Raw genomic sequence first — 25587 nt, 5'->3', positions numbered from 1 at the left:
CGGGTTGTCAGGGGGGTGGGTTGTCAGGGGTGGCTTCGGGTGTGCTGAGGCCTTGCGGGTACGTCTCCGGCTCTTCCCGCGCCAGCAGGTACGCGTCCAGCTCCGCGGCTCCCGTCAGCAGCGCGCGGCCTCGGGCGGCGAGCCGGGAGCGCCAGTCGGTGAGGGCGGTCTCCAGGGGCGCGAGGCCGCCGGCCGTCCGGACCTGGTCGATCAGCGGCGCGATCTGCTCCAGCAGGTAGCCGCCGCGCCGGAGTTGGTGGACGAGCCGGGCGTCCCGGACGTCGGCCCCGCCGTACACGCGGTAGCCGGTCAGCGGGTCGCGGCGCGGGCGGACCAGCCCGGCCGCCTCCCACTTGCGCAAGGTGGCGGGCCGGATGGCGAGGCGGTCCGCCAGGGGCCCGATGAAGGTGAGGGCGGGGCTTCCGGGCGGCCCGGCCTCGGCGGCTCCGGGCCGCTGATCACACGCTCCGGGCCCAGGATCGCTCGCCTCGGGTCCCAGGTCGCGCAGCGCGGTCTCCACCGCCCGTAGGGTCCGCCGGTCCTCCAGGAGCTGGGCGTGGCTCTCGTCGATGAGCAGGAACGCCTCGTCGGCCGCGCCCCGGTGCACGGCCCGCATGATGCCGGCCGCCGTCCGGTGGCCGTGGCCGGGCAGGAGCGCGAGGAAGGCCGCCAGGGCGCGTGCGTGGAGCGGGGTGTAGGTGCGGTAGCCGCTCGTCGTGCGTTCGGCGGCCGGGAGGATGCCGGCCTCCTCGTAGTTCCGTACGGCCTGGGTGGAGAGCCCGTGCGGACGGGCCAGGTCGACCGGCCGAAGGCGTACCCGGCTTTGAAGGTCTTCCTCCACCGGAACCGTGACCTCCAGGCCCTGGATCACAAAAGTCTCCACCGAAGGTTCAACGATACCGTTGAATGCATGGCCCCTGACACCGCGCGTCTCGCGCACCTCACGCATGCCGTCGAAGCCTCCGCCGTCATGAAGCTGTTCCCGTCCCGCCCTCGTGTCCTCGCTCTGGGCGAGCCGACGCACGGCGAGGACACGTTGCTCGACATCCGTAACGAACTCTTCCGGCACCTCGTCGAGGAGGAGGGTTTCCGGACGATCGCCATCGAGAGCGACTGCCTGGCGGGCCTGCGCGTGGACGCGTACGTGACCTCCGGCGCCGGCACGCTGGACGAGGCCATGGCGCATGGATTCAGCCACGAGCTCGGCGCGTCCGCCGCCAACCGTGAACTGGTGCGCTGGGCACGGGAGTTCAACACCGGCCGCGACGCCTCCGACCACCTCCGCTTCGCCGGTTTCGACGGCCCTCTGGAGATCACCGGCGCCGCGAGCCCCCGGCAGGCTCTCACCGCGCTCCACACCTTCCTCGCCTCCTGGCTGGACGCGGACGGCCTGCTGTCCTGCACCGCCGCCACACTCGATCACCTCCTCGGCCCCGACGACCGGTGGACCGAACCGGCCGCGATGACGGACCCGTCCCGGTCCTTCGGCCGCTCCTCCGAGGCGGCGGAACTCCACCTCCTCGCCGCCGACCTGGTGTCGCTGTTCGACGAGCGGACCCCGCACCTGATCGCGACGGCCGGCCGGGAGGCCTGGGACCGCGCACGGCTTCACGGCCGCACCGCCACCGGCCTGCTGCGCTACCACTTCTGGATGGCCGACACCTCGCCCGCCCGCCTGACCCGGCTGCTCGGCGTGCGGGACCGGATGATGGCCGAGAACCTCCTCGCGCTCGCCGCACGCGGCCCGGTCCTCGCCTTCGCCCACAACAGCCACCTCCAGCGGGAGAGGAGTTCGATGCGGATGGGCGGCCGGCGGCTGGAGTGGTGGAGCGCCGGCTCGCTCGTGAGCGCGCGTCTGGGAGCGGAGTACGGGTTCCTCGCCACGGCTCTCGGCACGATCCGGCACCAGGGTGTGGACGAGCCGCCGCCGGAGACGGTGGAGGGCCTGCTGTACGCGCTCCCGGAGCCTCGCTTCCTGGTCGACCCGCGCACGTTGGCCGCCGCCTTGGACGACCCGCGACCCGCGCCTCGTGTCTCGCCGTGGTTCGGCTACTTCGGCCTGGACCCGGCACACCTGGCGGAGACGGACGGCTTGATCTTCGTCAAGGACCTCGCGCAGGCCTGAGAACCTCGGCGAGGGCCGGAACCGAGAGCCTCGGCGAGGGCCGGCGCAGGGCCATCCGGCGGGCGCGTTCACGCCAAGTTTCCGAGGCGGGCGTGCCGTACCGCCCGCCCGTACGGCCGTCTCCCTACCTTCGTACCGTGAGCCTCTCGCGTATCTCCGTCCTCGCCTCCCTGGTCGCGGCCGCCCTGATCGCACCGCTGCCGCCACTCCCCCACGCAACCGCCGCCACTCCGAAGCCGCCGCCGTCCACGGCCGTGCCCGCCTGCGGCCGGACGGATGGCCAGGACCCCACCTGGGCCCTGACCTCCACGCGCTTCGGAGAGGCGGAGGGCTACGACGCGTACGTCGGTAACGGCTATCTCGGCCACCGCGTCCCGGCCGCCGGTACCGGCTACGCGGCCACCGGCGAGAAGACCGGCTGGCCGCTCTACACACCGCGCTACGACGGCGCGTTCGTCTCCGGGCTCTACGCACGGGACAAGGCGGTCTCCGAGGGCCGCGAGGTGATCGCCGCGCTGCCGAGCTGGACGACCGTCGAAGTGGCCGTCGGCAACGAGAAGTTCGGCGCGGACACACCGGCCGGCCGGGTCTCCGACTACCGCCAGACGGTCTTCCTCAGCTGCGGCCTGGTCCGCACCTCGCTGCGGTGGACGACGGCGGACGGCCGGGCCACGGACCTTGACTACGACGTCCTCGCCGACCGGTCCGACGTCCACACCGGAGCCGTACGCCTGCGGATGACACCGCGCTGGAGCGGTACGGCGACAGTCACCGGCCGCCTCGACGACCGGGGCGCACGCCGGATCACGCTGCGCAAGGACGGCACGTTCAGGACGCTCGGCACCGGCGTGGAGGGCGCGGTGGCACAGGCGATGCGGCGCGGCTCGGGCGTCGTGGAGACGCTGCGTCCCGAGTCGCGTACGGCCCCGAGGCCGACGCCGGTCCGCGAGGGCCGGACGTACACCTTCGAGAAGTACGTCGGCGTGGACACCGCCCTCACCTCCACGGCCCCGGCCGACGACGCCCGCGAGGCCGCCCACCGCGCGGCCCGGCGCGGCTGGGACCGGATCTTCGCGGCGAACGAGACGGCGTGGCGCGGGGCCTGGTCCGCCGATGTGCTGGTCCCGGGCGACCGTCGGCTCCAGAGGTGGCTGCGCTCGACCCAGTACGGCCTGCTCGCCAACACCCGGCGCGGCTCCTCCGACAGCATCGCGCCGGCCGGTCTGACCAGCGACAACTACGCCGGCATGATCTTCTGGGACGCCGAGACGTGGATGTTCCCGGGTCTGCTCGCCACCCGTCCGGAGCTGGCGCGCTCGGTCGTCGAGTACCGCTACCGCACGCGGGACGCGGCCCGCGCGAACGCCGAGAAGTACGGCCACCGCGGCCTGTTCTACCCGTGGACCAGCGCGAGCAAGGGCCGCATCGACTCCGAGTGCCAGAGCTGGGACCCGCCGCACTGCCTGACCCAGAACCACCTCCAGGGCGATGTGTCGCTCGCCGTCTGGCAGTACTACCTGGCCACCGGCGACCGCGACTGGCTGGCGGCGCGCGGCTGGCCGCTCCTGCGCGGCATCGCGGAGTTCTGGCAGTCACGGGCCACGGCGAACGCGGACGGCGGCTACTCGATCAAGAACGTGGCCGGGCCCGACGAGTACAGCAACGGCGTGGACGACGCCGTCTTCACCAACGCCGTCGCCGCCACGGCGCTGCGCAACGCGACCCGCGCGGCCGAACTCCTCGGCCGCCGCCCGCCGACCGGCTGGAACCGCGTGGCGGACGGTCTCCGCATCCCGTACGACTCCGCCCGGAAGGTCTTCCTCCAGTACGCGGGCTACAACGGCTCCACGATCAAGCAGGCGGACACGGTCCTGCTGATGTACCCGCTGGAGTGGCCCATGGAGCCCGGCGCCGCCGCCGCCACGCTCGACTACTACGCGGCTCGCACCGACCCGGACGGCCCGGCGATGACGGACTCCGTGCACGCGATCGACGCGGCGGCGATCGGTGAGCCGGGCTGCTCGACGTACACGTACCTTCAGCGTGCGGTACGACCGTTCATGCGCGGTCCCTACGACCTCTTCTCCGAGGCGCGCGGCGAGAAGTCCGGTGCCGAGGACCCCTTGTCCGGTTTCCCGGCCGAGGACTTCCTGACCGGAAAGGGCGGCTTCCTCCAGGTCTTCACGCACGGCCTGACGGGCCTGCGCCTGCGCGAGGACGGCGTCCGCCTGGACCCGCTGCTGCCGCCGCAGCTGAGCGAGGGCGTGCGGCTGACGGGGCTGCGGTACCGGGACGCGTCGTACGAGGTCGAGATCGGCGCCCGGACGAGCACGGTCCGCCTGACGTCGGGCACGCCGTTCACGGTCCACACGGCCAAGGGCCCGCGCCGCCTGGACGCGCCGCTGACGCTTCCCACCCGCCGCCCGGACCTGACCCCGACTCCGGACGCGGCCCGCTGCCGCCCGGTCACGGCCACCTCACAGTCGCCGGGCCTCTACGCGGAGGCGGCGGTGGACGGCTCTTCGACGACGTCCTGGTCGCCGGACGGCGCGACGGGGACGCTGACGGTGGACCTGGGCCCGCACCCGCTGCGGATCACGGCGGTGAGCCCGCGCTGGAGCGACGTACCGCCTGCGTCCCACACGTTGGAGACCTCCGTCGACGGCCGCTTCTGGCGCCCGTACCTGGCCGGCGACACGGCCCGGAAGGTCCGGGTGACGGTGGTCTCGGAGGACCCGGAGAAGCCGGCGGGGGTGGCGGAGCTGCGGGTGGAGGCGGGGCGGTAGGCGAGGAGGCCGGGGCGGCGAACGCCCCGGCCTCCCTCACGTAACCGCTCGACAGCTCAGCCGCCGGACGCCTTCCCACGGCCCGGCATCTGCGTCTCGCCCGCCGCCTCCGCCTCGGCCTTCGCGTCGCTCACCGCGACCTCGGCCTGCTTCGCGGCCTCGTTGGCGGCAGCGGCGGCGTCCAGAGCGAGCGTCGAATCGCCCTCGATCTCCGGAGTCGTCGCCTCGTCCGACGTACCGTCCGTACCGTTGTCCGCCGCGTCCCCACGCTCCGCGGCCACAGGAGACCCCATCGCGGACCGGTCGCCGAACGCGCTGGTGACGGTACGGACCGCCTCCGTCAGCTCGCCCGGGATCACCCAGAACGTGTTGTTGTCGCTCTGCGCCAGGTGCGGAAGCGTTTCGAGGTACTTGTACGCCAGCACCTTCGCGTCGGCGTTGTTGCGGTGGACGGACTGGAAGACCAGCTCCACCGCCTTGGACTCGCCGTCCGCCCGGAGGATCATGGCCTGCTGCGTACCTTGGGCCTCCAGGATGTCCTTCTGCTTCGTACCCTCGGCCGTGAGGATCTTGGCCTGCCGCTCACCTTCGGCGTGCAGGATGGCCGCGCGCTTGTCCCGCTCGGCCCGCATCTGCTTCTCCATCGCCTCCTTGATGGTGTTCGGCGGATCGATGGCCTTGATCTCGACCCGGTTGACGCGGATGCCCCACTTGCCGGTCGCGTCGTCGAGGACGGCGCGGAGCCGGGCGTTGATCTCCTCACGCGAGGTGAGCGTGCCCTCCAGGTCCATGGAGCCGATGACGTTCCGCAGCGTGGTCACGGTGAGCTGGTCGATCGCCTGCAGATAGTCGGCGACCTCGTAGGCCGCCGCCCGCGGGTCGGTGATCTGGTAGTAGAGGACGGTGTCGATGTTGACCACGAGGTTGTCCTCGGTGATCACCGGCTTGGGGTCGGAGGAGTACACCTGCTCACGGACGTCGAGCTTGGTGTTGACCCGGTCCGCCACCGGCAGGACGAAGTTCAGGCCCGGCTGCAGCGTCCGGCGGTATCTGCCGAACCGCTCGATGTTGTAGCGGCGCGCCTGCGGAACGATCCGTACCGTCGCGGCCACAAGAAAGACGACGACGATCGCCGCCACAAGGATCGGGATGACCACCGGATCCATGCGTCCTCCTTCACTGGGTGCGCTGCGTGTTCAGCCGTTCACGGAAGCAGCTCGCGCGGGTACACGACCGCTGTGGCGCCTTCGATCTCCATGACGTCCACCAGCGCTCCCACCGGGATCACATGGCTTTCGTCGAGCGCGCGAGCGGACCACTCCTCACCGGAGACCTTGACCAGACCGTGGGTCGCGGTCACCTCCTGCATGACCTCGGCCCGCTTGCCGATCAGCGCGTCGCTGCCCTCACGGGTGAGGGGTGAGGAGGACAGGGCCCGCAGAGCGACCGGACGTACGAGAACGAGCCCGGCCGCCGCCGCCAGGGCCAGCGCCACGAGCTGGCCGAGCAGACCGATACCGACGCCGGCCACCACAGCGGCGACCAGTGCGGCACCGGCCAGCAGTCCGAAGACCAGCGTCAGGGTGAAGAACTCCGCGACGCCCAGCGCAGCGGCGGCGAGCAACCATGCGAGCCACGGCATCGAAGCAGCCTCCTCAGGAGGACCCTCTTACACCCAAACGTACCCTCAACATGCCGAATGGAACCGTTCGAAGTCATTCGAGCTGTTCGGAACCTTTTTCACGTCTTGACCGGCGAGCATGACGAAGCAGCGGATGGCCGCCGAGTCGCTTCTGCACCTTTGTGTACACATGGCACACCCGGTTCACTCGGGCGCATGACGCTGCCACTGCCCATAGAGTCCAGCTCGGAAGGTGATCCAGCACCCATCCAGCACGGGGAAAGGCCAGAGGCCCACCTCTGGAGAGGTGGACCCCATCTGACCTGCATGTTTGCCACGTCGGCGACGTAGTGTTGTTTCATCCGCTCACACGTTGAAGCGGAACTCCACCACAAGGCTGTGACCTGCGGAAATGAGGGCCCATCCCAGCACCATCCCAGCACGGGATGCGCGACAAAGCACAAGATGACCGAAGATCGCCAACGCTACCCGGAAGCGCCCGCACACGCCTGAAGTCTGCGGAACTTCTACGAGCGCCGCATCAGGCTCGTGCCACCGCACCGAACCTCGCAGAGCAGCACAACGCTCGCGCTCACTCGCGGTCTCCATGGACGCCAGCGGCCAGTTCCGACGCCTGGCCGCCGCCCAGAATGCACGTCCAGATCTCGGGGCCCGAGCGAGCATCCACAGGTCCCGTATACCCCCGGTTTGGCGGGGCAAAGTCAGAAGCTTCCGCGCTGTCGCAGGTCAGCCTGCATAGCTCAGCGGGTGGAGCAGGCGCCTTCTAAGCGCTTGGCCGCAGGTTCGAGTCCTGCCGAGGCGCCCCAAACATGTCTGGTCAGGGCGCTCTCGGACCACTAGCGGAGAAACGGTGCGCGCGGTACTGCGCCGTTCGTTCAGCGCGTTGGATTCCGTGCTCCAGAGAGGGGCAACATGGATCAGCTCGGCATTCAGCTGGCCGAAGTTAGACGCGCCAGGCCCCCTTCTCCAGCTCGTGCACCACCAGCTCCTCCATCACGTGTCGCTCCTTGGCGGAGGCGTAGGCGAGGTCGTGCAGGGCAGCGGCACGCGTGGCGAAACCCTGCCTGACCACATCTGCCGGCCAGGGGATCTTGTAACGCGAGAAGTCCTTGCGCCTCATCGCACGAGCCTGCTCGCCTTGCGTTACGGACGTCAACTCCCGCCGCTGGTACCGCAATGTGTGCAGCAACCACATTCGGTCGGCCTCGGACCCCGTGTGAAGTGCAAGCGTCCGCCGCCCCGGAACTAGCGGAGTCGTGGTGAGCACGGTCCGCACCTCACCGGGACGGGGCGCGATCAACAGGCTGCCGGCCGGACACACAGTGTCCCCTCGCGCCACGGTTCGTGACGTCATTGCGCCCAGATGCACTTCCCTGCAGTTCAGTACTTGCCGGGGAGACACCCACGGCACGGTCGGCTGCTCACGGTCCGGCGGGAGCTGCGCCACACCCGCCGTGATCTGAGCCACCTCGCCTATCGCGCGCTCGGCAGTGGGACCTTGTCCGCATGCCCTCAGCGTCTCTATATAGTGCGCGTCCGCCAGTTCCGTCGCACACGTCGCAATCCGGTTGTTCAACACATTCTTGCGCTCGGCAAGGGAGATCAGCGCAAGCAGCTTCTCCCGCACCCGGTCCGGAGGCTTCGGCACCGGAAGTCGGTTGAGCGCTTGCAAAGGCAAGGTCATGTGCTCGGAGTTCGAAGAGGACACCGTGAGATAGCTGCGACTCTGCGATGTTTTCAGCCACCATCGAAGCCACAGGTCCCACTGCTGCACGTGGCCCTCCGGTTTCCAGTGGACAACTGCGAGCGACCTGGCGGCATTCCATCCCCCATGTTCTTCCGTCGCTACTGCAGTCTCCCCCACACGCCCTACGAGCACGACAAGAAGGTCTCCTGCTCTCAGGGTGCTGCGGGGGTGGCGTTCGGCTACCTCCGGAGGCACGAACGTGAACTCCTGGACGTGCACCTCCCCTTCGATGATCTCCGTTGCGCCGATCATCGGGACTCCATCGGGTGCCTTCTGCGGTTGCGTAATGCCATAAGCGGCGTACTCGATCCCAGGTAAATCCCGCAACTCGACGATGGACCACGGGGCGGTGAGGTCATCCGGCTCTGTAGTCATGTCTGCCCTCCAACGCATCGCGGACTCGGCGTCTGGCTGAGGCGCTACGGTCCAAACACTCATAAAGCTCGGCTTTCCGGCTGCGTTCTACGTCTCCTGAATTCTCCTGCACGGCCTCCCGGTGCCGTACGTAGCGTGCGGGAGTCAGATCGAAGCCCGCCTCAGCGATTTCCTCGTGGCTCGCCGCACGGCACCATGGGACGGATTCAGGATCCCCCTCGCCTTCACGGCGTCGAAGTCCTTGCCATTCACCGAAGATCTTCAGCAGGCGTTCGACCGAATCCTTTACGAAGTGACGCCGCGCCCCCTCCTTCGCTGCTGGCAGTTTCCCTGCATCCGCGAACAAGACCTGATCGGAGTGCGGCCGCTCCCCTTTGGCCAGCAGCCACAGCGCCGTGCTCGCACTGGTGTGCGGAAACAGCCACGTCGGCAAGGCCACAACACCCACGACCAGACCGTTCTCCAGCAGCCCGCGGCGGATCAGTCCGTCGGTGCTGTTGCTGCTGTGCGCCGCGCCGGAAGACAGCAGAACGACGGCCCGTCCTTGTGGCGTGAGATCGGCAAGGATGTGCTGGACCCAGGCGAAGTTCGCGTTACCCGGACGTGGCACCCCCAGGGTCCACCGCCGGTCGTCCTTCAGTTCACCGTGCCCCCAGTCCCGCTGGTTCACTGGAGGGTTAGCGACGATCACGTCGGCCGGTATCGGTGAAGTGCCCGCTCTGAGGGTGTCAGCTCCTTCCTTGCCGAGGTCGGCGTGGAATCCGTGCAGGGCAAGGTTGACGGCTGCGGCATAGCGCGCCGTCCGGTTGATATCCGCACCGGACAAGCGCACTTCACTTCCCTGTGCCCGAGCCCGGTGTGCGGCTGCGCGCAGCAGTCGCCCGCTGCCGCACACCGGGTCCCGAACAACCTCGCCTCCTCGAGGAACAGCCAGCCCCGCGAAGAGATACGCCAGGTCGTTCGATGTGAAGTAGTCATCGCCACGCGCGTAGCGTGCCGAGTACATGTCGAGGAGCGTGTCAAGGAGCTTCACGTCCGGATCCAGCTGCCGCACTTCCGCGATCAGCTCATGGAGGGCCGGGTCGATGAGCTCGAAGGGACGGCTCGCACCTTCGTCGCGATACGCGGGAAGGCCGTGAGCGCGAGCAACGGGGGTATGCGGCCACATTGCACCGAGCCTGGCCCCCGCTGACTCCGAGCCCGGCCCCCACAGCCGGTCCACCTCTACCGCCGTTCCGTGTTGGAACAGGCAGTGAAAATAGACCACTTGAAAGGCGAGCCGGTACGTTGTCGCGGCATCGGCGACGCTGCGCAGCCTCTCGACGGCCCGCAGCACTCGCCGGTACTTCAGCCGCCCCTCTTCGTTCGCCCATTTCTCCTGGGTCACAACGACCTCAGCCAGGAGACGACCGCCAGCCCGATGAGAACAGTGGCTCCGCAGGCGGCGCCACCGTTCTGGATGGCCGTGACGACCTCTCCCGCGCCCACGAACTCGAGGATGCCGGCCACGAGCCCCACCACCACGGACGCCAGGACGACCACCACCAACAGCAGCGCTCGCTGCGACATGCTACAACTCCCTTGGTTCCACCAGCAGTTAGCAGTTCTGCGGTTCGTTCCGCGGACTTGAAAGTAGCGGCCCGACGCACCTCACGTCTCACAGCACGGGATTTTGCTTTTGCGGTAAGGCAGTTGGGCGCAGCCCCTGCCGGCCCCCACGAAGGACATCCGGTCAGGCAGAGAACGGCCCCGGCAAGCAGGCGCTTGCCGGGGCCGGGAGCGATATAGGCGAGGGCTATGCGTCGACGGCCGAGCCGTCCTGGGACCACTTGTCGGCGAAGTGTTCCATCTGGCGGATCACCAGGTCGATCGCTTCCTTGGACTGCTCCGGCGGGTAGCCGTGGCGGGCCAGGAGGCGCCTGATGGTGGCGCGAAGCCTGGCCCGGACCGGTTCGCGGGCGATCCAATCCTTCTTGAGGTTCTTGCGGACCTGGACCACGAGATCCCGGGCGATACCCGAGAGGATCTCGTCGCCCATGAGGTCGCGGGCGCTGCCGAGGTCGGCGACCGCGTCGTAGAAGGCGAGTTCGTCGTTCCCCAGCGGCGGGGTGAACTTCTCACCTCGCCGGGCGTCTTCCGCAACCGTCTTGGCCAGTTCCACCAGCTGGGCGATGATCTCGGCGCTGGTGAGCTGCTGGCGCATGTAGCGGGTCATCAGGTCCTGGAGGCGCACCGAGAACGCGGTCTGGCGGACGATGTTGTGCCGGGTCTGCTCGCGCATCTTCTGCTCGACGAGACGGCGCAGGGCTTCGGCGGCCAGGTGCGGGGTTTCGCTGTTCTGCAGGCGGCCGACGAGTGCGTCGTTGAGGTGGGTGAGGTCGGCCTTGTCCAGGCCGGCCTCGGAGAAGAGGTCGGTAACGCCGCCGGTCTCCACGACGGCGGAGGTGAGCTGGGAGAGGTAGAGGGCGACGTCGCGGGCGACGGGCAGACCCTGGGCTTCGCGGTCCATGGCGTCGAGCTTCGCCATGTACGTACGGACCTCGACGAGGAACTGGATGTCGCGCTTCCAGTACGGCTGGTCGGTGAACCGGCAGGAGATGTCGGCGGAGGAGCCGGCCAGGGCGAAGAAGCGTTCCAGGCGGTAGCCGTGTTCGCGGAAGCGGCGGCTGAGGGTTTGGTTCGGGTTGTCGAGCTGGTCGGGGTTGTTGCCCGGGGTAGCGGGGCTTCGGAGGTACTCGGCCGTGGTGTAGGCCGCCTTGATGAATGCCTTCGGGTCGGGGCGCGAGAGGCGTTCGCGCCAGTTCCAGCCGAGGAGCATCTGATCGAGGATGTCGTACTCGTTGCGTAGCTCGTCCAGGGCGCGGTCGATGTCCTGGCCGAGGGTCTGGTCCGCTTGGTCGTCGGCAGAGTACTCAGCGATGGCCTTCTGGAGATTTTCGGTGAGCGGCGCGTAGCCGACGAGGAGGCCGTCCTCCTTCTTGCGGAAGCGGCGGTTGACGCGGGCGAGGGCCTGCATCAGGCCGGCGCCGCGCAGCGGCCGGTCCAGGTACATGGTGTGGATGGACGGCGCGTCGAAGCCGGTCAGGAGCATGTTGTTGACGATGAGGAGCTGGAGTTCGTCCTCGGGGTCCTTGGCACGGTTGATGACAGCCTTGCGCTGGGAGTCGCGCAGGGCGTGGGCGCGCAGTTCCTTGGAGTCCTTGCGGGAGTCCGAGGAGTAGACGATCTTCATGGCGCCAGTGGTCGGATCGTCCGTGTGCCAGTCGGGGCGCAGGATCTTAAGGGCGTCGTAGACGCGGACGCAGATCTCACGGGTGGCGCAGACCAGCATCGCCTTGCCGGGGGCTCCGCCGGGTGCGTCGTCGGTGTCCGCGACGAACGGCAGCATCGCCGCACGGCGCGCTTCCCAGTGTTCGACCAGGTCCTGGGTCAGGTCGCGTATCCGGGCGGGGGCGCCGTACATGGCGTTCATGGTGGCAACGGCCTGCTCAACGCGGGTGCGCTCGGTGTCGTCCAGGCCGTCGGTGATGCGGTCGGCCTCGGTGTCGATGGTGGTGGGGTCGACGTCGTGGTCGAGGACGAGCTGGACGACGCGGCTCTCGTGGTAGACCTTCACGGTCGCGCCGTCGTCGGCGGCCCGCTTGAGGTCGTAGGTGTCGATGTAGTCGCCGAAGACCTCGCGGGTGTTGCGGTCGGCCTCGGAGATCGGGGTGCCGGTGAAGGCGAGGAGCGTGGCGTGCGGGAGCGCGTCGCGCAGGTGGCGGGCGTAGCCGTCGAGGTGGTCGTAGTGGCTGCGGTGGGCCTCGTCGACCACGACGACGATGTTGCGCCGCTCGGAGAGGAGCGGGTGGTCGGTCCCGGATTCCTTCTCCTGCTTCGTGCGGCCGAACTTCTGCAGGGTGGTGAAGAGGATGCCGCCGGTGCGCTTGGCGGCGAGCTCTTCGCGGAGGGCGGCGCGGTTGAGGAACTGGTGGGGTTGTTCCGGGAGGACCTCGCTCTCCTTGAACGTGTCGAAGAGCTGGTCGTCGAGGTCGGTGCGGTCGGTGACGACCACCACCGTGGGGTTGTGCAGGGCAGGGTCGCGCATGACGAGGTTGGTGGTCAGCACCATCTCCTCGGACTTGCCCGAGCCCTGGGTGTGCCAGACCACGCCCGCCTTGCCGTCGGTCGCGGCGGCACGGCGCACGGCGTCGGCGGCACGGGTGACCGCGAAGTACTGGTGCGGCTTCGCGATCCGTTTCATGCGCTTGGCCGGCACAAAATTGATGAAGGACCGGACGAGAGCGAGGAAGCGGGGCTGGGTGAACAGGCCGTGCAGGGCGAGGTCCTGGCCGGTCGGGATGTCGACATCGGCGTGTACGGCGGCAGCGTCCACGGTGTCCACGCGGGCGCCGAACTCGTCGGTGTTCCACGGGGCGAAGTGCTCGTACGGGGTGAAGGGCGTGCCGTACTTCGCGGTGATCCCGTCGGAGAGCAGCACGACCGCGTTGTAGCGGAAAGCGGTGGGGAACTCCTCGACGTAGTGCCGGATCTGGGTGTGTGCGGCAGCAAGGGTGGCGTTCGGGTCGCCCGCCCGCTTGAGCTCGATGACGGCAAGCGGAAGCCCGTTGACGTACAGAACGAGGTCGAAGCGGCGGTTGCGCTCGCCGTTGATCACGGTCACCTGGCGGACGGCGCGGTACGTGTTCGCGTCCGCGTGCTCCAGGTCGATGATCCGGACGGTCGGTGTGTGCTCGGCGCCGAGTGCGTCGGTGTACGTGACGGAGTGGACGCCGTCGGTCAGGAAGCCGTGCGCGGTCCGGTTCTCCTCGTACGTGTCCTGCGAGGTGGGGGTCGCGGCGGTCGCGAGGGCCTCGCGGACGGCGTCCGGGGGGAGGGCCGGGTTGAGCCTCTCAATGGCCTCGCCGAGGTCGGAGTAGAGAATCAGGTCGTCCCAGGAACGGCGGTGGCCGGATCCGGGGGCGAGCTCGTTGCCCTCGGCCTTCGGCCAGTCGAGCTCCACGAGCTCTTCGAGGGCGAGGAGCTCCCAGTCGAGTTCGAGGGGGCGGAAATTGTCGGGGGTGGGAGTGTCGGAGTTGTCGGGGGTGTCGCTGCTGCCGTTGTCGTTCCCGTGCGTGGTCATACGTGGTCCTCGACAATCTTCTCGGCGTCCTTGACGCGGATGCGGCCGGACATGAGCTGGGGGAGGAGGGTGTCGCGGAGGGTGGCGAGCGAGCGGCTTTCCTCTGCGGCATGCGCTGCGCTCTCATGCAGAGGCGCGGCGACCATCGCGAACTCCTCGATCACCTCCGCAGCGGGAAGACGAACCTGCATGGCCTTAAAGTTCTTTCGACTCAGCTCCAGGAACGTAGACCCGTTACAGAGACTAACCATCTCAGGTACACGCGACCGCATCTCATGGAAGAGCCACCATCGCATTGAATCATCGGGAGGCGTTACCACAATGAATCCCTGATTCACGGCAGCGGGGATCTGCGGCAAAGCAAACACCCCAATGGTTGCGCGCGAAGTCATGAAGATGGATTTGGTGGAGTACAGCGGAGACGCGCATGAATCCAATCCATCAGAGGTGATACTCCGCCCGGTATCGAAGAGATAGGGGGACAGCAAAGCCGTCACATCCGATGGTGTCGTCCAGGCAATGTCACCACCCCAGTAGGACTCGACCTTCGTGCTCGGAGTTCCACCTCCACCCACCCCAGCGACGCTCCCAAAGGTCGCTTCACCAGGCTCAACGCCAGAAACCGCCCATAGGAAGGTCACATCGGCTAGCTCAAGCGCCGTGGCCGCGATGCGCTCATTGACGGCGATCTTTTCGTCCAGCGCCCCAAGCATGGCCCCGATGCGGTCCTGCTCAGCACGATCAGGGACGCACACATGGAACGCCTTCGCCTCGGGGAAGTAGACCGTCTGATGCGTCGTCCCATGAGCGAAGCGCCGGATCGCTTCCTGCTCACTGAGGAGGAGGTAATGAAGGTAACGCGATGACAACTCGGGCCCGCATACCCAGTTGATGAAATCCTGACTGGTCGCCATGGGAACACCCATGGTCACCACATATCCAACCGATGCAGTACGAGACAGACACACCGTACCTGCTGGCAGCAAGCGGGCTGATGAGTTTTCTAGCCCTGCTTCAGAAATCCACTGCAAGGTCGAACTGATCGTACGTCCATGATTTCCCGTTGCATCTTTGATTCCGACCCACGGAACGTCCCCGTCCCAATACTCAGGACTACGACGACTCGGTGTGTGCCCGCTTTCCAGCCTAGCCAGATCCGTAAGCCGCCTCCAGGCGAACCCAGGGGCCGCAGCCGTTCCAGGGTTACCAACGCTCAGAGCCCACCTTCCAGGAATGATCCCGGTGGTGGCTGCACGCCCTCCGGTCTGAGTGGTCCTGCTAGCCATCAAGCTCTCCCAGCTGCTCGCGCACCGTCTTCGCCAGCTGGTCCGACTCGTCGAACAGCTCGTACAGCTCCCCCGTCAACCGTGCGATCTTCTCCGCGACCGCCTCGGCGTCCTCTTCCTCCGCCTCGGCCGCTCCGACGTATCGCCCCGGCGTCAGCGCGTACCCGTGCTCCTGGACCGTCTTCAGGTCCGCGCTGGCGCAGAACCCCGACACGTCCGCGTACGTCTCCCCCGCGTCCTTCGCGCTCGTCGTCCCACGCCACGCGTGGTATGTCCCCGCGATCTTCGCGAGGTCGGCGTCCGTCAGGATGCGCTCGGTACGGTCGACCATCTCGCCCATGTCCCGAGCGTCGATGAACAGGATCTCGCCCCGGCGATCCGCAGCAGCGACCTTCTGCCCCTTCACGCCCCCCGGAGACTTGTCCTTCGCCAGGAACCACAGGCAGGCAGGAATCTGCGTCGTGCGGAATAGCTGAGAAGGCAGCGCAACCATGCAAGCCACCATGTCCCCGTCCACCAACGCCTGCCGGATCTCCCCCTCCCCGCTCTGCTGACTGCTCATCGAGCCATTAGCCAGGACGACGCCGGCCGCGCCCCGCTCCCCCAGCTTGCTGATCATGTGCTGAAGCCAGGCGTAGTTGGCGTTACCCCTCGGCGGGACGCCGTACTTCCACCGCGAATCCGACTCGTTGCGCGCCCAGTCCTTGATGTTGAAGGGCGGGTTGGCCATGACGTAGTCGGCCTTGAGGTCCGGGTGCTTGTCGTCGGCGAAGGTGTCGCCCCAGCGGGCGGCGAGGTTGCCGTCGATGCCGTGGATGGCGAGGTTCATCTTGGCCAGGCGCCAGGTGCGTTCGTTGAGCTCCTGGCCGTAGACGGAGATGTCAGCCTTGTGGCCGCGGCCACGGTGGGCCTCGATGAACTTGGCGGCCTGGACGAACATGCCGCCCGAGCCGCAGGCCGGGTCGTACACGCGGCCCTCGTACGGCTCCAGGACCTCCACCAGCAGGCGGACGACACTGCTCGGGGTGTAGAACTCGCCGCCCCGCTTGCCCTCCGCCCGCGCGAAGTTGCCGAGGAAGTACTCGTAGACCTCACCGAGGACATCCTGGGCAGGCTTGTCGTCGCTGCCGCCGAAACGGGCGTCGGTGATGAGGTCGACGAGTTCGGCCAGGCGCTTCTTGTCGACGTTGTCCTTGTTGAAGATCTTGGGGAGGACGCCGGTCAGAGACGGGTTGGCCTTCATGATGGCGTCCATGGCCTGGTCGAGGACCTCGCCGACGTTGCCGCTCTTGGCGTTGGCGGAGATCGAGGACCAGCGGGCGCTCTCGGGGACCCAGAAGACGTGGTGCCCGGTGTACTCGTCCTGGTCCTCCAGGAACTCCTCCAGGCGGTCTTCGGCGATGCCTTCCTCCGCCAGTTCCTTGGCGAGCTGTTCGCGGCGCTCTTCGAAGGCGTCGGAGACGTACTTGAGGAAGATCAGGCCGAGGACGAACTCCTTGTACTGGTTGGCGTCCATGGAGCCGCGCAGCTTGTCGGCGGCCTTCCAGAGGATGGCCTGGATCTCCTTGGGCGTGGAGGCGGTGAACAGCTCCGCCTGGTCGGTGGGCTTCTTCTTCCGGGGCGGCATGGGCGCTCGGGTCTCCTTCAAGAGTTCGGACGAGAGATCAGGCGAGAGGGGGTTCGGTGAGGGTCAGCGTGCCGTCGACGAGGCCGGCGGCGGTCAGGGAAGTCAGGTCGTCGAGGGCCGCCGCGTGCTGGCGCAGCAGGGCCGTACGGCGGGCGATGTCGGCCAGGAGCGCGTCGTACCGCTCGGCCTCGTCGCCGGGGAGGTCGGGGATGAGAAGGTCCTCTATGCGGCGGGCGGAGCGGACCGCGCCACTCACCCGCCGGTGTTCGGTGGCCGCCGAGCGCAGGAGCGCCGCCAGGACGCGAGGCCGTACGGGGTACTCGGCGTCAGACCGTGCGCGCAGGACGCGTGCGGGGAAGGCGACCACGGACAGGCCCTCGTCGTCGACGTACGCGCCGAAGCTCGGGGTGGCGGTGACGACGATGTCGCCGGGTTCGGTGAAGTAGGCGTGCTCGTAGGTGTTGAGCAGTACGGCGCGGTCTATGCGGTGACTGTCGACCGGCGCACTGCCGGTGATCTCGGCCGGGGTGAGGACGGGGTAGTGGCCCTTGCCTCCAGTGAGGAGGTGTTCGGCGGCGATGCGGTGGCCGGGCAGTCGGCGCAGGCGGCGGTCCTTGAGCAGGCGGGCCACGGTGGTACGGCGGGCCGGCTGGTCGTCGGGGCGCAGGACGGCGTTGGCGCGGATCGTGGGCGCGTGGTCGAGTGCGCTACGGGTGGCGTCGATCAGCTGCTGAAGGCGGAGTTCGGTCTCGGAGATGCGGGCCGGGCGTTCGACGACGGTGCGGGTGTAGCGGTCGGCGTGCGGGCGGTGCTGCGGGGTGAACGCGGCACCGGGTGCGCTGGTCAGCGCGGTGGCCCGGACGACGACGGCGTTGCGCGGTTCGTGGCGGCTGTCCGCCCGCCAGCCGGCCTCACGGAAGATGTCGATGTCCTCGGCCAGCGCGTCCAGGGCCTGCGCGGTAAGGGTGCGTGAGGAGAGGTCGGCGAGGAGGATCTGGCCGGTGCGCTGTGCTTCGGGGGTGCGGTGCAGGACCCAGACCGCGGTGCGGTGGGCCGGGCGGAAAGGGAGCACGCCTTCGGGGAGGCTGATCGCGGCCTTGAGGAGGTGCTGTTCCAGGAAGCCCCGGCGCAGGCGGTCTGCTTCCCCGCGTGCGGGCAGGGGGCGGACGAGCGCATCGGCGGGGCCCAGGACGATGGCCGTGCAGTCCTCGGCGAGGAGGTCGGTGAGGTCCTGCAGGTTCTGCAGGACGGCGAGCGAGCTGCGGGTCTCGGCCGCCTCGTAGGGGAGGGCACAGACGACGACGTGCGGGTCTCCCCAGTCGTCCGTGGCCAGTTCCTCGCCGTCCACGAGGTCCATCTCGTACTCCTGGACGCCTTGGGCCATGAGGCGGCGGCGGGCGAGCCGGGCTAGGTCCGGCATCGGGTCCGCGGAGAGGAAGAAGGGCATGCCCTCGGCGTCGGACACGGCTTCGCGCAGGGCGACCAGCAGATCTCCGCTCCTGGGGTACAGGACGGCGGCCGTCGTCCCTTGCTCGCGCTCGTTCAGACGCGCAATGCCGGACAGGTGGGCCATCGCCCGACTCACCAGCGGAATCGGTTCGTCGGCGGCGAGGTCGTCGCAGCCCAGGCGGCGGCGCGCGTCCATGACCCGTTCGAGCGCGTCGGCCGGGGTGTAGGCGGCCTCGGTGAGCTGGTCGGCGAGCACGGCGAGCAGGGGGCCCTGACGTTCGGCGTCCGGCAGGTCGCGCAGTTCCTTGTGGAGATAGGTGTCCTCGAAGTCGGTCTCCGAGGCGCGCTCCAGGATCGTGCGCCACGGCAGCTCGGAGAGCGGTTCGTCGAGGAGCTGGCGCAGGCAGAGCAGCGCGGTCACCGTGTCGACCAGCGTGCGGGCCGGGATCGTGCGCCGCCAGGCGGACAGGGTGTGCAGCACCCACTCCGTCTGGATCTGGTCGGAGCCAGCATTGCCTCGGCCGGTTGACAGCAGCCATTCGGCGACTTCGCCGCCGTCGAAGAGCGGGCTGGCTCCCTCATATGCGACGGGCTCAGGGAAGTCCGCGTGCCGACGCACCCAGGTGGTGACGACGGGCCGTTGAACCTGAGCCAAGGTCCCGATTTCGGCGTAACTGATCCGCCAGGAGGTCTCCTCCGGCAGGATGGGAGCGGTTGCCTCACGTGCGTCGGCCATGCGGTTCCGCTCCCTTCGTGACGACTGCCTCGTGCTCTCGGTCGAGAACGTTTCTCCCAGTGCACCTCACACGCTACAGCCGGTCGAGCTCTCAGCTTCACCAGCGGTTGATAACCAGGGTTATCAGGTTCTCGAAAAATTTCACATCCAGTCTTCTGGCACCTTCGTCACCATCACCCCGGCACCACCCGCCGGGACGCCAGCCCCATACGAGTCCGACCGCACCGGCGTCCTCATCGCCGCACCTCTGCTCCCTTGCCGGGCACTCACCCCTGTCCGCCTCGACAGCACCCGTCCCGTAAGGCCGCTCGTGTTACCGAACCGCACCGCACCCTCGCCCCAGGAGACCTCTGTGTCCAGCACCGCGTCGAAGCGCACCCTGTACCGCCTGACCCACGTCAAGGCGACCCCTGAGTCGATGCTCGAAGCCCTCGACGTCGAAGCCCTCGACACCCTGGACGCGGTCGTGCGCGACGTCAGCGATCACATGGGAGTTCCCGCTCTCGCGGTGTCCTTCGCCGTAGCGAAGGAGGAAGCCGCCTGGGGCAAGGACGTCCTCCGGCTCGCCGACGAATCGGACCTGCTGCAGAGCGAGCAGCGCACCGGCGCGCTGCTCGTGCTCGCCGTCGACGACCTGGTGTACGCGATCGGCTTCGACCAGGGCTACCGGCTTCTCCCCGCCCAGCTCAAGGACGCGCACTTCGGTCTGTCATTCGGTATCCGCGCGATCAACCCGCGGCAGGTGCGGGACTTCACCGCCAGCGTCCTCGGCCAGGCGCGCATCGACAGTTCCCTGATCCCTGCCGGCGCCTCCGTACCGGCACTCGGACTCAGGGACCACGGGCGGATCATCCGCCACCTCGGCGGCTACCTCGACGAAGTCGACCTCACCGCAGGGAGCGGCACCAGGAACGGGGCCATGACCGCGGACGGCGGCATCGGTCTCCGTATCAAACTCGGCACCACCCCTACCACACTGATCAAGGACATCCGCGCCATCGCCGCGATCTGTGAGCACGTCGTTCCCCACCCCGACCTGGCCTTCGTCGAGCACATCACCGCGGTCAAGGACCCTTCCCTCATCGACGCGCTCGACGCGGAACTGGACGCCACGCTCGGCCGCCCCGCAGACGGCCGGATCATCACCGCCGTCCCCTTCTCCCAGAGCACCGATCTGCCCCGGTCCACCGCCTGCACCATCAAGATCGGGTCCTGCCCGCCCCACCTGCGGGACGAGTTCAGTCTCGACTACGTCCTGGAGCGGGCCCGTGTGATCAAGGCAGGCGCCCGCGTCACGGCGCTCCGGCAGGGCACCGTCGAACTGTTCCGTGACACGCTCGCCGCACGGACCGCGCTCGCCCCGCGCACCGCTTCCCTGGAAGCCCTGTCCAAGGAAACCGCCATAAAGTGGATCGAGGCCACCTTCTCCCTCAGCTCCCGCACGTTCTGTCTGCTCGACGGTGAGTGGTACGAGCTCGGGGCGGGCTACCTGCGCAACGTCAACGAGACCGTGGCTCCCTTGTTCCCCGACGCGCCCTCAGTCGATCTCCCCCGCTGGCCGCTCGTCGAGAAGCTCAACAGGAAGGGTATGCGCGTGATGCGTCCCGTAGACGAAGGCGACTACAACAAGCTGGCCGCCCAGGCCCGTCGCGGCTGGGTCTGCCTGGACAAGAAGAACGTCCACAACCCCTTTCGGGCAAGCAACTCCGTCGAGATCTGCGACCTGTTCACCGAGGACGACGCTCTTGTCCTCGTGAAGCCCGCGCACTCCTCTAGCCCGCTGAGTCACCTGTTCAGCCAGGCGCGCGTCTCCGTTGAGCTGCTCTTCGAGAACGCGGCCGTACGCGCGGAGTTCGCCCGGTCCGTACACGTCAACAGCAATCCGGCCCGCAGCATCCCCGAGGACTTCACCCCGCGCCGCGTCGTCTTCGCGATCCTTCTGAAGGACGGAGCCAAGCTCACGCCGGACTCCCTCTTTCCGTTCTCCGCCATCACCCTGGCCCAGACCGCGAAGGCCCTCGCCGCTCGCGGCGTGACCGTCGAAGTCATCGGCGTCGAAAGCGAGTCGGCCCAGTCCGCCATGCGCGACGAGGCTGCGTAGCCGCCCAGGACTCTCGCCGTAAACACGCCCTCTATATCTCTCATCCGAACGAGGAGTCCTTTCACAACCCAGAATTCCCGCAAGGGCAGCGGGCATCGTCTCCGGGGACGGGGCACCCAGGAAGCGGCGGGAGGCTACATGGAACAGGCCCTCAACAAGCGGCAGCAGGCCGTGCTCGACTGGGTGGGCCAGGGGTGTCCCGACGGAGTCTGGCCGGACAGCACCTACAAGACGAGCGGACAGGCCCTGCAGAACCGAGGGCTCATCAAAATCACCAAACGCCGCGGACATTGGAGCGCCCACCTCACCGAGAAGGGGTGGCAGCACCTCATCGAAGGCGGCATCCACCCCGTGGAGCAGAGCACCCGACCGCCGGAACGACCTGCCCGAAAACCGACATCGCGGCGCCCCAGAGCCGCGCCGAAGGCCCTTGCGAACCACGCGGACCAGCTACTCGAAGAACTGGCCGCTGCGAACGACAGCTGTCTCATCAAGCCCATCGAATCCGGCCCGCACGCCGTGAATTGGGCGTCACGAGTCAATGCCGCCCGCAAGTCCGGCAAGATCCCCCACACGCAGGAACTCCACGTATACCGCACCCACCGCGGCTACGAGATCAAGCTGGTCGACATCCCTGCCTGGCGCCTCGCGGAACTCTCCCCGCTCCATGTGCCAGTCAGACTCTCCAAACCCCATGCCGTCGTGAACGCCCTTCAAAAGCAGCCGCAGCCCATGGGACTGACCAAACCCCTCCAGGGTCGAGCCCTGCGCATCATCCACACCCTCATCACCGCCACCGAAGCCCAAGGCCACAAGGCATCGCTCGGAACCACACAAGGCGTGCCCCCGCCCCATCGGCGGCGCAAGGCACCACCGCACTTCTCCATCACTGCCCAAGGCGAAAGTGTCGGCTTCCTCGTCCTTCAAGAACAGGACCGCAGCGAACACGTCCCCACGGACAAAGAACTCGCCGACGCCAAGAAGTACTCATGGATGCGCATCCCCCGCTTCGACTACACCCCCTCCAGCCGGCTGCGTTTCATACTCCGCGGCGGCAGCCCGCACCGTGCAAGCGAATGGGCGGATCTCCCCGACCGGCCTCTGGAAGAACAACTCGCCGAGATCGTGCAGGAGGTCGGCCTCCGTGGCGAAGCCGCGGAGCGCAAACGCCTCGCGGATCAGAAAGCCAGAGAGGTAGAGCGAAAGCGCTGGGAAGCCGCCATGCAGGAAGCCCATGCCGCCTACGCCCACGCCTACCGCGTCAAACACCTCGGAGAACAGGCAGACACCTGGTACCAGGCCAGCCGCCTGACTGAATACGTCGCAGCAGTAGGCGTCCATGCCACATCACTTCCGCCCGGGCAGGAGCGGACCGAGGTCGAGGCGTGGCTCGCGTTCGCGGACGCGCACCTCCAAAACCTCACCGAATCGGCCTCAGCGCCGAAACTGCCCACGCCGCCGAAACCCAGCGGCGACGATCTCAAGCCCTTCCTCGGTCACTGGAGCCCCTACGGACCCCGCTCCTACTGAGCCGCACCAAAGGGAAATCACACCGCCACGAGCCGGACCCGCTCGCCGCACAGCTTGGTCATGTCGTCAATATCGGAAGTCAGCATGACCACGGGGCGGTGCTGTCGCAGCGCGGCCTCGGCGACGGCCGCATCGATCGCGTATTTGTGTCCGTGCAACCCGGCGTTCATCAGCAGCTTCGAGGCCGCCCTTGCCTCTTCGTCACCGACCGGGACGACCCGCAGCCCGGAAAGCACCCAGTTCAGGCGTGATTTGTTCGTACGGGCATGGACGACCTCGATGATGGTGAGCGCACTGATCACGACCTCCATGCCGCGCGAGCGCGCCTCAGCGATCAGAGCCACCACCTGCTCGTCATCGGCGAGCAGCTTCGAGAGCCCTTCGCTGTCCAGGACGAGCGTCCCCTCGTGACTCAGCCTGCGGCGGGCCACTCGGCCTCCTCGGCGAACACCTCGTCAAAGACCTGCCGCGCCCGCTGACGAGCCGGCTCGGAGACCGGCCCTTTGCGGCTCTCGTAGTCCGCCAGGTACTCGTCCAGGACCTGCCCGCGCAACTCACGCTCGACCGCCTCGGCGATGAACGCGGAGAACTCCCGCTTCCCCACTCGCGCCCGGATCGCCTCCGCCGTCCCCTCTGGCAGCGACAGGCTCACCCGCGTCGCCGGCCCTTCCCCGATGCTGTACGTCGTCTCAGCCATGCCCCCGATTGTGTCAAACGAGTAGGAAAAGCGCCACGCCCGCACTACCTTCACAGCTCGGCCTGTGCCCTGCTCGCGCAAATCCCAGCACGGGCGCCCCCATCCCATCCCAGCACGATCCCAGCACGGTAGGGATGAGCAGGGGTGATGACAGGTGACGAGGGGTCAGCTATCCCAGCACCATCCCAGCACGGGAAAAAACTAAGGGCCCGACCCCGAAGAGTCGGACCCTCCCTGACCTGCAAGTTTGCCAGATCAGCGACGTGGTGATATGTCAGCCGCTACACGTTGAAGCGGAACTCCACCACGTCCCCGTCCTGCATCACGTACTCCTTGCCCTCCATGCGCGCCTTGCCCTTGGCGCGGGCCTCGGCGACCGAGCCTGTCTCGACCAGGTCGTCGAAGGAGACGATCTCCGCCTTGATGAAGCCCTTCTGGAAGTCGGTGTGGATCACACCGGCAGCCTCCGGGGCCGTGGCGCCCTTCTTGATGGTCCAGGCGCGGGCTTCCTTCGGGCCGGCCGTGAGGTAGGTCTGGAGGCCCAGGGTGGCGAAGCCGACGCGGCCGAGGGTGGCGAGGCCGGGCTCTTCCTGGCCCATGGACTGGAGGAGTTCCAGGGCCTCGTCGTCGTCGAGCTCGATGAGCTCGGACTCGATCTTGGCGTTGAGGAAGATCGCCTCGGCGGGAGCGACCAGGGCGCGCTGTTCGTTCTTGAAGTCCTCGTCGACCAGCTCGTCCTCGTCGACGTTGAAGACGTAGAGGAACGGCTTGACCGTGAGCAGGTGCAGCTCGTGGAGGAGCTTGCCCTTCTCCGTCGCGGCCGTGATGCCGGCCGAGAAGAGCGTCTGACCGGACTCCAGGATCTTCTGCGCGTCCTCGACCGCGGCGAGCACCGCGACCTTGTCCTTCTGGAGGCGGGACTCCTTCGTCAGGCGCGGGACGGCCTTCTCGACGGACTGGAGGTCGGCGAGGATCAGCTCGGTGTTGATCGTCTCGATGTCGTCCTTCGGCGAGACCTTGCCGTCGACGTGGACGACGTTCTCGTCCTTGAAGGCACGGATGACCTGGCAGATCGCGTCGGACTCACGGATGTTCGCCAGGAACTTGTTGCCCAGGCCCTCACCCTCCGACGCGCCCCGGACGATGCCGGCGATGTCCACGAAGTCCACCGTGGCCGGCAGGAGCTTCTGGGAGCTGAAGATCTCCGCGAGCTTGTTCAGGCGTGGGTCCGGGACGCCGACCACGCCGACGTTCGGCTCGATCGTGGCGAACGGGTAGTTGGCCGCCAGCACGTCGTTCTTGGTCAGGGCGTTGAACAGGGTCGACTTGCCGACATTCGGCAGACCGACGATTCCGATCGTGAGCGACACTTTGGCGACTTCCTGGAGTGAGGAGGGGGTCAGGGGCGTCCGGGGCCGGCTCGGCTGTTCGGGCCGGGTCGCGGAGTGGACCGATTCTCCAGTTTACGGGCGGGCGCGCGCTGGCCCGCACGGGTCCGCCGAAGGTCCTGAGCACGGAGGTTCCAGCACGCCTCGACACCGTACGTACACCGCCGAACAGGTGCCTTTCGGCCGCGCGGCCTCGAACGCAACGCCAAGGTCGGCCAAAGCGCGTGTCCAACGCCTGATTCCTCCGGCCCCGCGACCTACGTTGTCCAGGTGGAGCAGCCCAGGACACGTCCCCCGCAGCGCAGGCCGGCCCCGCAGGCCGCGCCCGTACCTCCCGTCGCGCCCGTGCCGGGTGTCTTCGGTGAGTCCGCCACCGTCTACCGAGCGGCCGGGAGCTCCGGCGGACGGGTCCGTGCCGTGCCGCCCGTGCTGCTCGCGCTGCGGCGCTTCCCCAACCCCCGGCTCACCGGGATCGGGGCCGGACTGTTCGCCGCGCTGACCATGTTCGTGCTCGCCTGTCTGGACCGGCTGCTGTTCGACAGCTCCGATATCGTCTACGGGCTGCTCTTCCTGCCGGTCAGCGCGCTCACCGCGCTCTGGGTCCGGCCCGCCGACCTCGTCACCGCGCCGATCAGCGTGCCCATCGCCTTCGCCGTCGGCGTCTTCCCGATCTCCGGCGGCTCCGGTGGCTTCGGCGGGCAGACCATGGCCCTCGTCACCGCGCTCGCCGTGCACGCCGGCTGGCTGTACGGCGGCACGCTGGTCGCCGGCCTCATCGCCTCCGTACGGAAGGTTCTGCACATGCGGGCCCGGCAGCGGTATCTGCTGGCCCAGGAGCGTACGGCAGGAGCGGAGAAGGCCCCGCGGCCCGCGGCGGCCCGGGTACCCAAGAAGGTTACCGGGGCGGGCGCACCCGCCGGGCGTGCCGAGCGGCCCCGCGCCAGCAGGTAGCGCCACCCCGCGTGGTGGCGCCGCC

At 68.1% G+C, this 25587-nt stretch carries 18 protein-coding genes and 1 tRNA gene; 6 read left to right on the top strand and 13 right to left on the bottom strand.

Translation table 11 applies throughout. The features are described from left to right. Positions 1-7: 7 nt before the first annotated feature. On the bottom strand, positions 8-841 hold the full coding sequence (locus tag ABZ267_RS01755) for a TioE family transcriptional regulator (RefSeq protein WP_356747253.1): 834 nt from the start codon (positions 839-841) through the stop codon (positions 8-10). Positions 842-910: 69 nt separating this feature from the next. On the opposite strand from ABZ267_RS01755, the gene ABZ267_RS01750 reads away from it, so the two are divergent. Further along, complete coding sequence (locus tag ABZ267_RS01750) at positions 911-2125, top strand: erythromycin esterase family protein (protein ID WP_356746944.1); 1215 nt, start codon at positions 911-913, stop codon at positions 2123-2125. A gap of 137 nt (positions 2126-2262) precedes the next feature. Then, positions 2263-4911, top strand: coding sequence for a glycosyl hydrolase family 65 protein (locus ABZ267_RS01745; protein ID WP_356746946.1), 2649 nt, complete (start codon positions 2263-2265; stop codon positions 4909-4911). 56 nt (positions 4912-4967) lie between these two features. Here the strand turns inward: ABZ267_RS01745 and ABZ267_RS01740 are convergent, their stop codons facing one another. Both ABZ267_RS01740 and ABZ267_RS01735 read right to left on the bottom strand, forming a co-directional pair. Then, positions 4968-6077 (bottom strand): SPFH domain-containing protein, encoded by a 1110-nt coding sequence (locus tag ABZ267_RS01740; RefSeq protein WP_356746948.1) that lies wholly within the window; start codon positions 6075-6077, stop codon positions 4968-4970. A gap of 38 nt (positions 6078-6115) precedes the next feature. Then, positions 6116-6553, bottom strand: a complete 438-nt coding sequence (locus ABZ267_RS01735; RefSeq protein ID WP_356746950.1) for an NfeD family protein — start codon at positions 6551-6553, stop codon at positions 6116-6118. Between the two features lie 734 nt (positions 6554-7287). Between ABZ267_RS01735 and ABZ267_RS01730 the strand changes: the two genes are divergently transcribed. After that, positions 7288-7359, top strand: a tRNA-Arg gene (locus ABZ267_RS01730). A gap of 137 nt (positions 7360-7496) precedes the next feature. On the opposite strand, the gene ABZ267_RS01725 is transcribed toward ABZ267_RS01730, so the two are convergent. The 7 genes from ABZ267_RS01725 to ABZ267_RS01695 all read right to left on the bottom strand — a co-directional run bounded on the left by ABZ267_RS01725 (position 7497) and on the right by ABZ267_RS01695 (position 18895). After that, positions 7497-8675, bottom strand: a complete 1179-nt coding sequence (locus ABZ267_RS01725) for a hypothetical protein (protein WP_356746952.1) — start codon at positions 8673-8675, stop codon at positions 7497-7499. Beyond that, positions 8656-10062 (bottom strand): N-6 DNA methylase, encoded by a 1407-nt coding sequence (locus tag ABZ267_RS01720; protein WP_356746954.1) that lies wholly within the window; start codon positions 10060-10062, stop codon positions 8656-8658. Before ABZ267_RS01720 ends, ABZ267_RS01725 begins: the two co-directional genes overlap by 20 nt. Further along, positions 10059-10244, bottom strand: coding sequence for a hypothetical protein (locus ABZ267_RS01715; protein ID WP_098019748.1), 186 nt, complete (start codon positions 10242-10244; stop codon positions 10059-10061). The genes ABZ267_RS01720 and ABZ267_RS01715 overlap by 4 nt, the downstream gene beginning before the upstream one ends. Before the next feature lie 226 nt (positions 10245-10470). Further along, positions 10471-13797, bottom strand: coding sequence for a type I restriction endonuclease subunit R (locus ABZ267_RS01710; RefSeq protein ID WP_356746956.1), 3327 nt, complete (start codon positions 13795-13797; stop codon positions 10471-10473). Then, positions 13794-15083 (bottom strand): restriction endonuclease subunit S, encoded by a 1290-nt coding sequence (locus ABZ267_RS01705; protein ID WP_356746958.1) that lies wholly within the window; start codon positions 15081-15083, stop codon positions 13794-13796. Before ABZ267_RS01705 ends, ABZ267_RS01710 begins: the two co-directional genes overlap by 4 nt. Beyond that, a complete protein-coding gene (locus tag ABZ267_RS01700; protein ID WP_356746960.1) occupies positions 15076-16710 on the bottom strand; it encodes a class I SAM-dependent DNA methyltransferase in 1635 nt (544 codons plus the stop codon). Before ABZ267_RS01700 ends, ABZ267_RS01705 begins: the two co-directional genes overlap by 8 nt. Positions 16711-16747: 37 nt before the next feature. Beyond that, positions 16748-18895 (bottom strand): hypothetical protein, encoded by a 2148-nt coding sequence (locus ABZ267_RS01695; protein ID WP_356746962.1) that lies wholly within the window; start codon positions 18893-18895, stop codon positions 16748-16750. Positions 18896-19247: 352 nt separating this feature from the next. Between ABZ267_RS01695 and ABZ267_RS01690 the strand changes: the two genes are divergently transcribed. Together ABZ267_RS01690 and ABZ267_RS01685 are read left to right on the top strand one after the other, a co-directional pair. Then, positions 19248-20996 (top strand): DUF6119 family protein, encoded by a 1749-nt coding sequence (locus ABZ267_RS01690; RefSeq protein ID WP_356363241.1) that lies wholly within the window; start codon positions 19248-19250, stop codon positions 20994-20996. Between the two features lie 138 nt (positions 20997-21134). Continuing rightward, positions 21135-22526 (top strand): hypothetical protein, encoded by a 1392-nt coding sequence (locus ABZ267_RS01685; RefSeq protein ID WP_356746964.1) that lies wholly within the window; start codon positions 21135-21137, stop codon positions 22524-22526. 17 nt (positions 22527-22543) lie between these two features. On the opposite strand, the gene ABZ267_RS01680 is transcribed toward ABZ267_RS01685, so the two are convergent. The 3 genes from ABZ267_RS01680 to ychF form a co-directional block, all read right to left on the bottom strand. Then, positions 22544-22957 carry a PIN domain-containing protein gene (locus ABZ267_RS01680; protein ID WP_356363566.1) on the bottom strand — a complete coding sequence of 138 codons (414 nt, stop codon included), beginning with the start codon at positions 22955-22957 and terminating at the stop codon, positions 22544-22546. Further along, a complete protein-coding gene (locus ABZ267_RS01675) occupies positions 22939-23223 on the bottom strand; it encodes a hypothetical protein (RefSeq protein ID WP_006138089.1) in 285 nt (94 codons plus the stop codon). The genes ABZ267_RS01680 and ABZ267_RS01675 overlap by 19 nt, the downstream gene beginning before the upstream one ends. A 281-nt stretch (positions 23224-23504) precedes the next feature. Next, positions 23505-24593 (bottom strand): redox-regulated ATPase YchF, encoded by a 1089-nt coding sequence (gene ychF / locus ABZ267_RS01670; RefSeq protein ID WP_356746967.1) that lies wholly within the window; start codon positions 24591-24593, stop codon positions 23505-23507. A gap of 363 nt (positions 24594-24956) precedes the next feature. Here ychF and ABZ267_RS01665 point away from each other — a divergent pair, with 363 nt between their 5' ends. Continuing rightward, the gene (locus ABZ267_RS01665; protein WP_356747255.1) at positions 24957-25562 is read left to right on the top strand and encodes a DUF6542 domain-containing protein; all 606 of its coding nucleotides are present in this window, start codon (positions 24957-24959) and stop codon (positions 25560-25562) included. Positions 25563-25587: the final 25 nt, after the last annotated feature.

Source organism: Streptomyces sp. NPDC006174 (genome assembly GCF_040614075.1).
Classification (GTDB): domain Bacteria; phylum Actinomycetota; class Actinomycetes; order Streptomycetales; family Streptomycetaceae; genus Streptomyces.
Note: the sequence above shows the minus strand (reverse complement) of the source record. Positions and strands in the feature narration are given on the sequence as shown.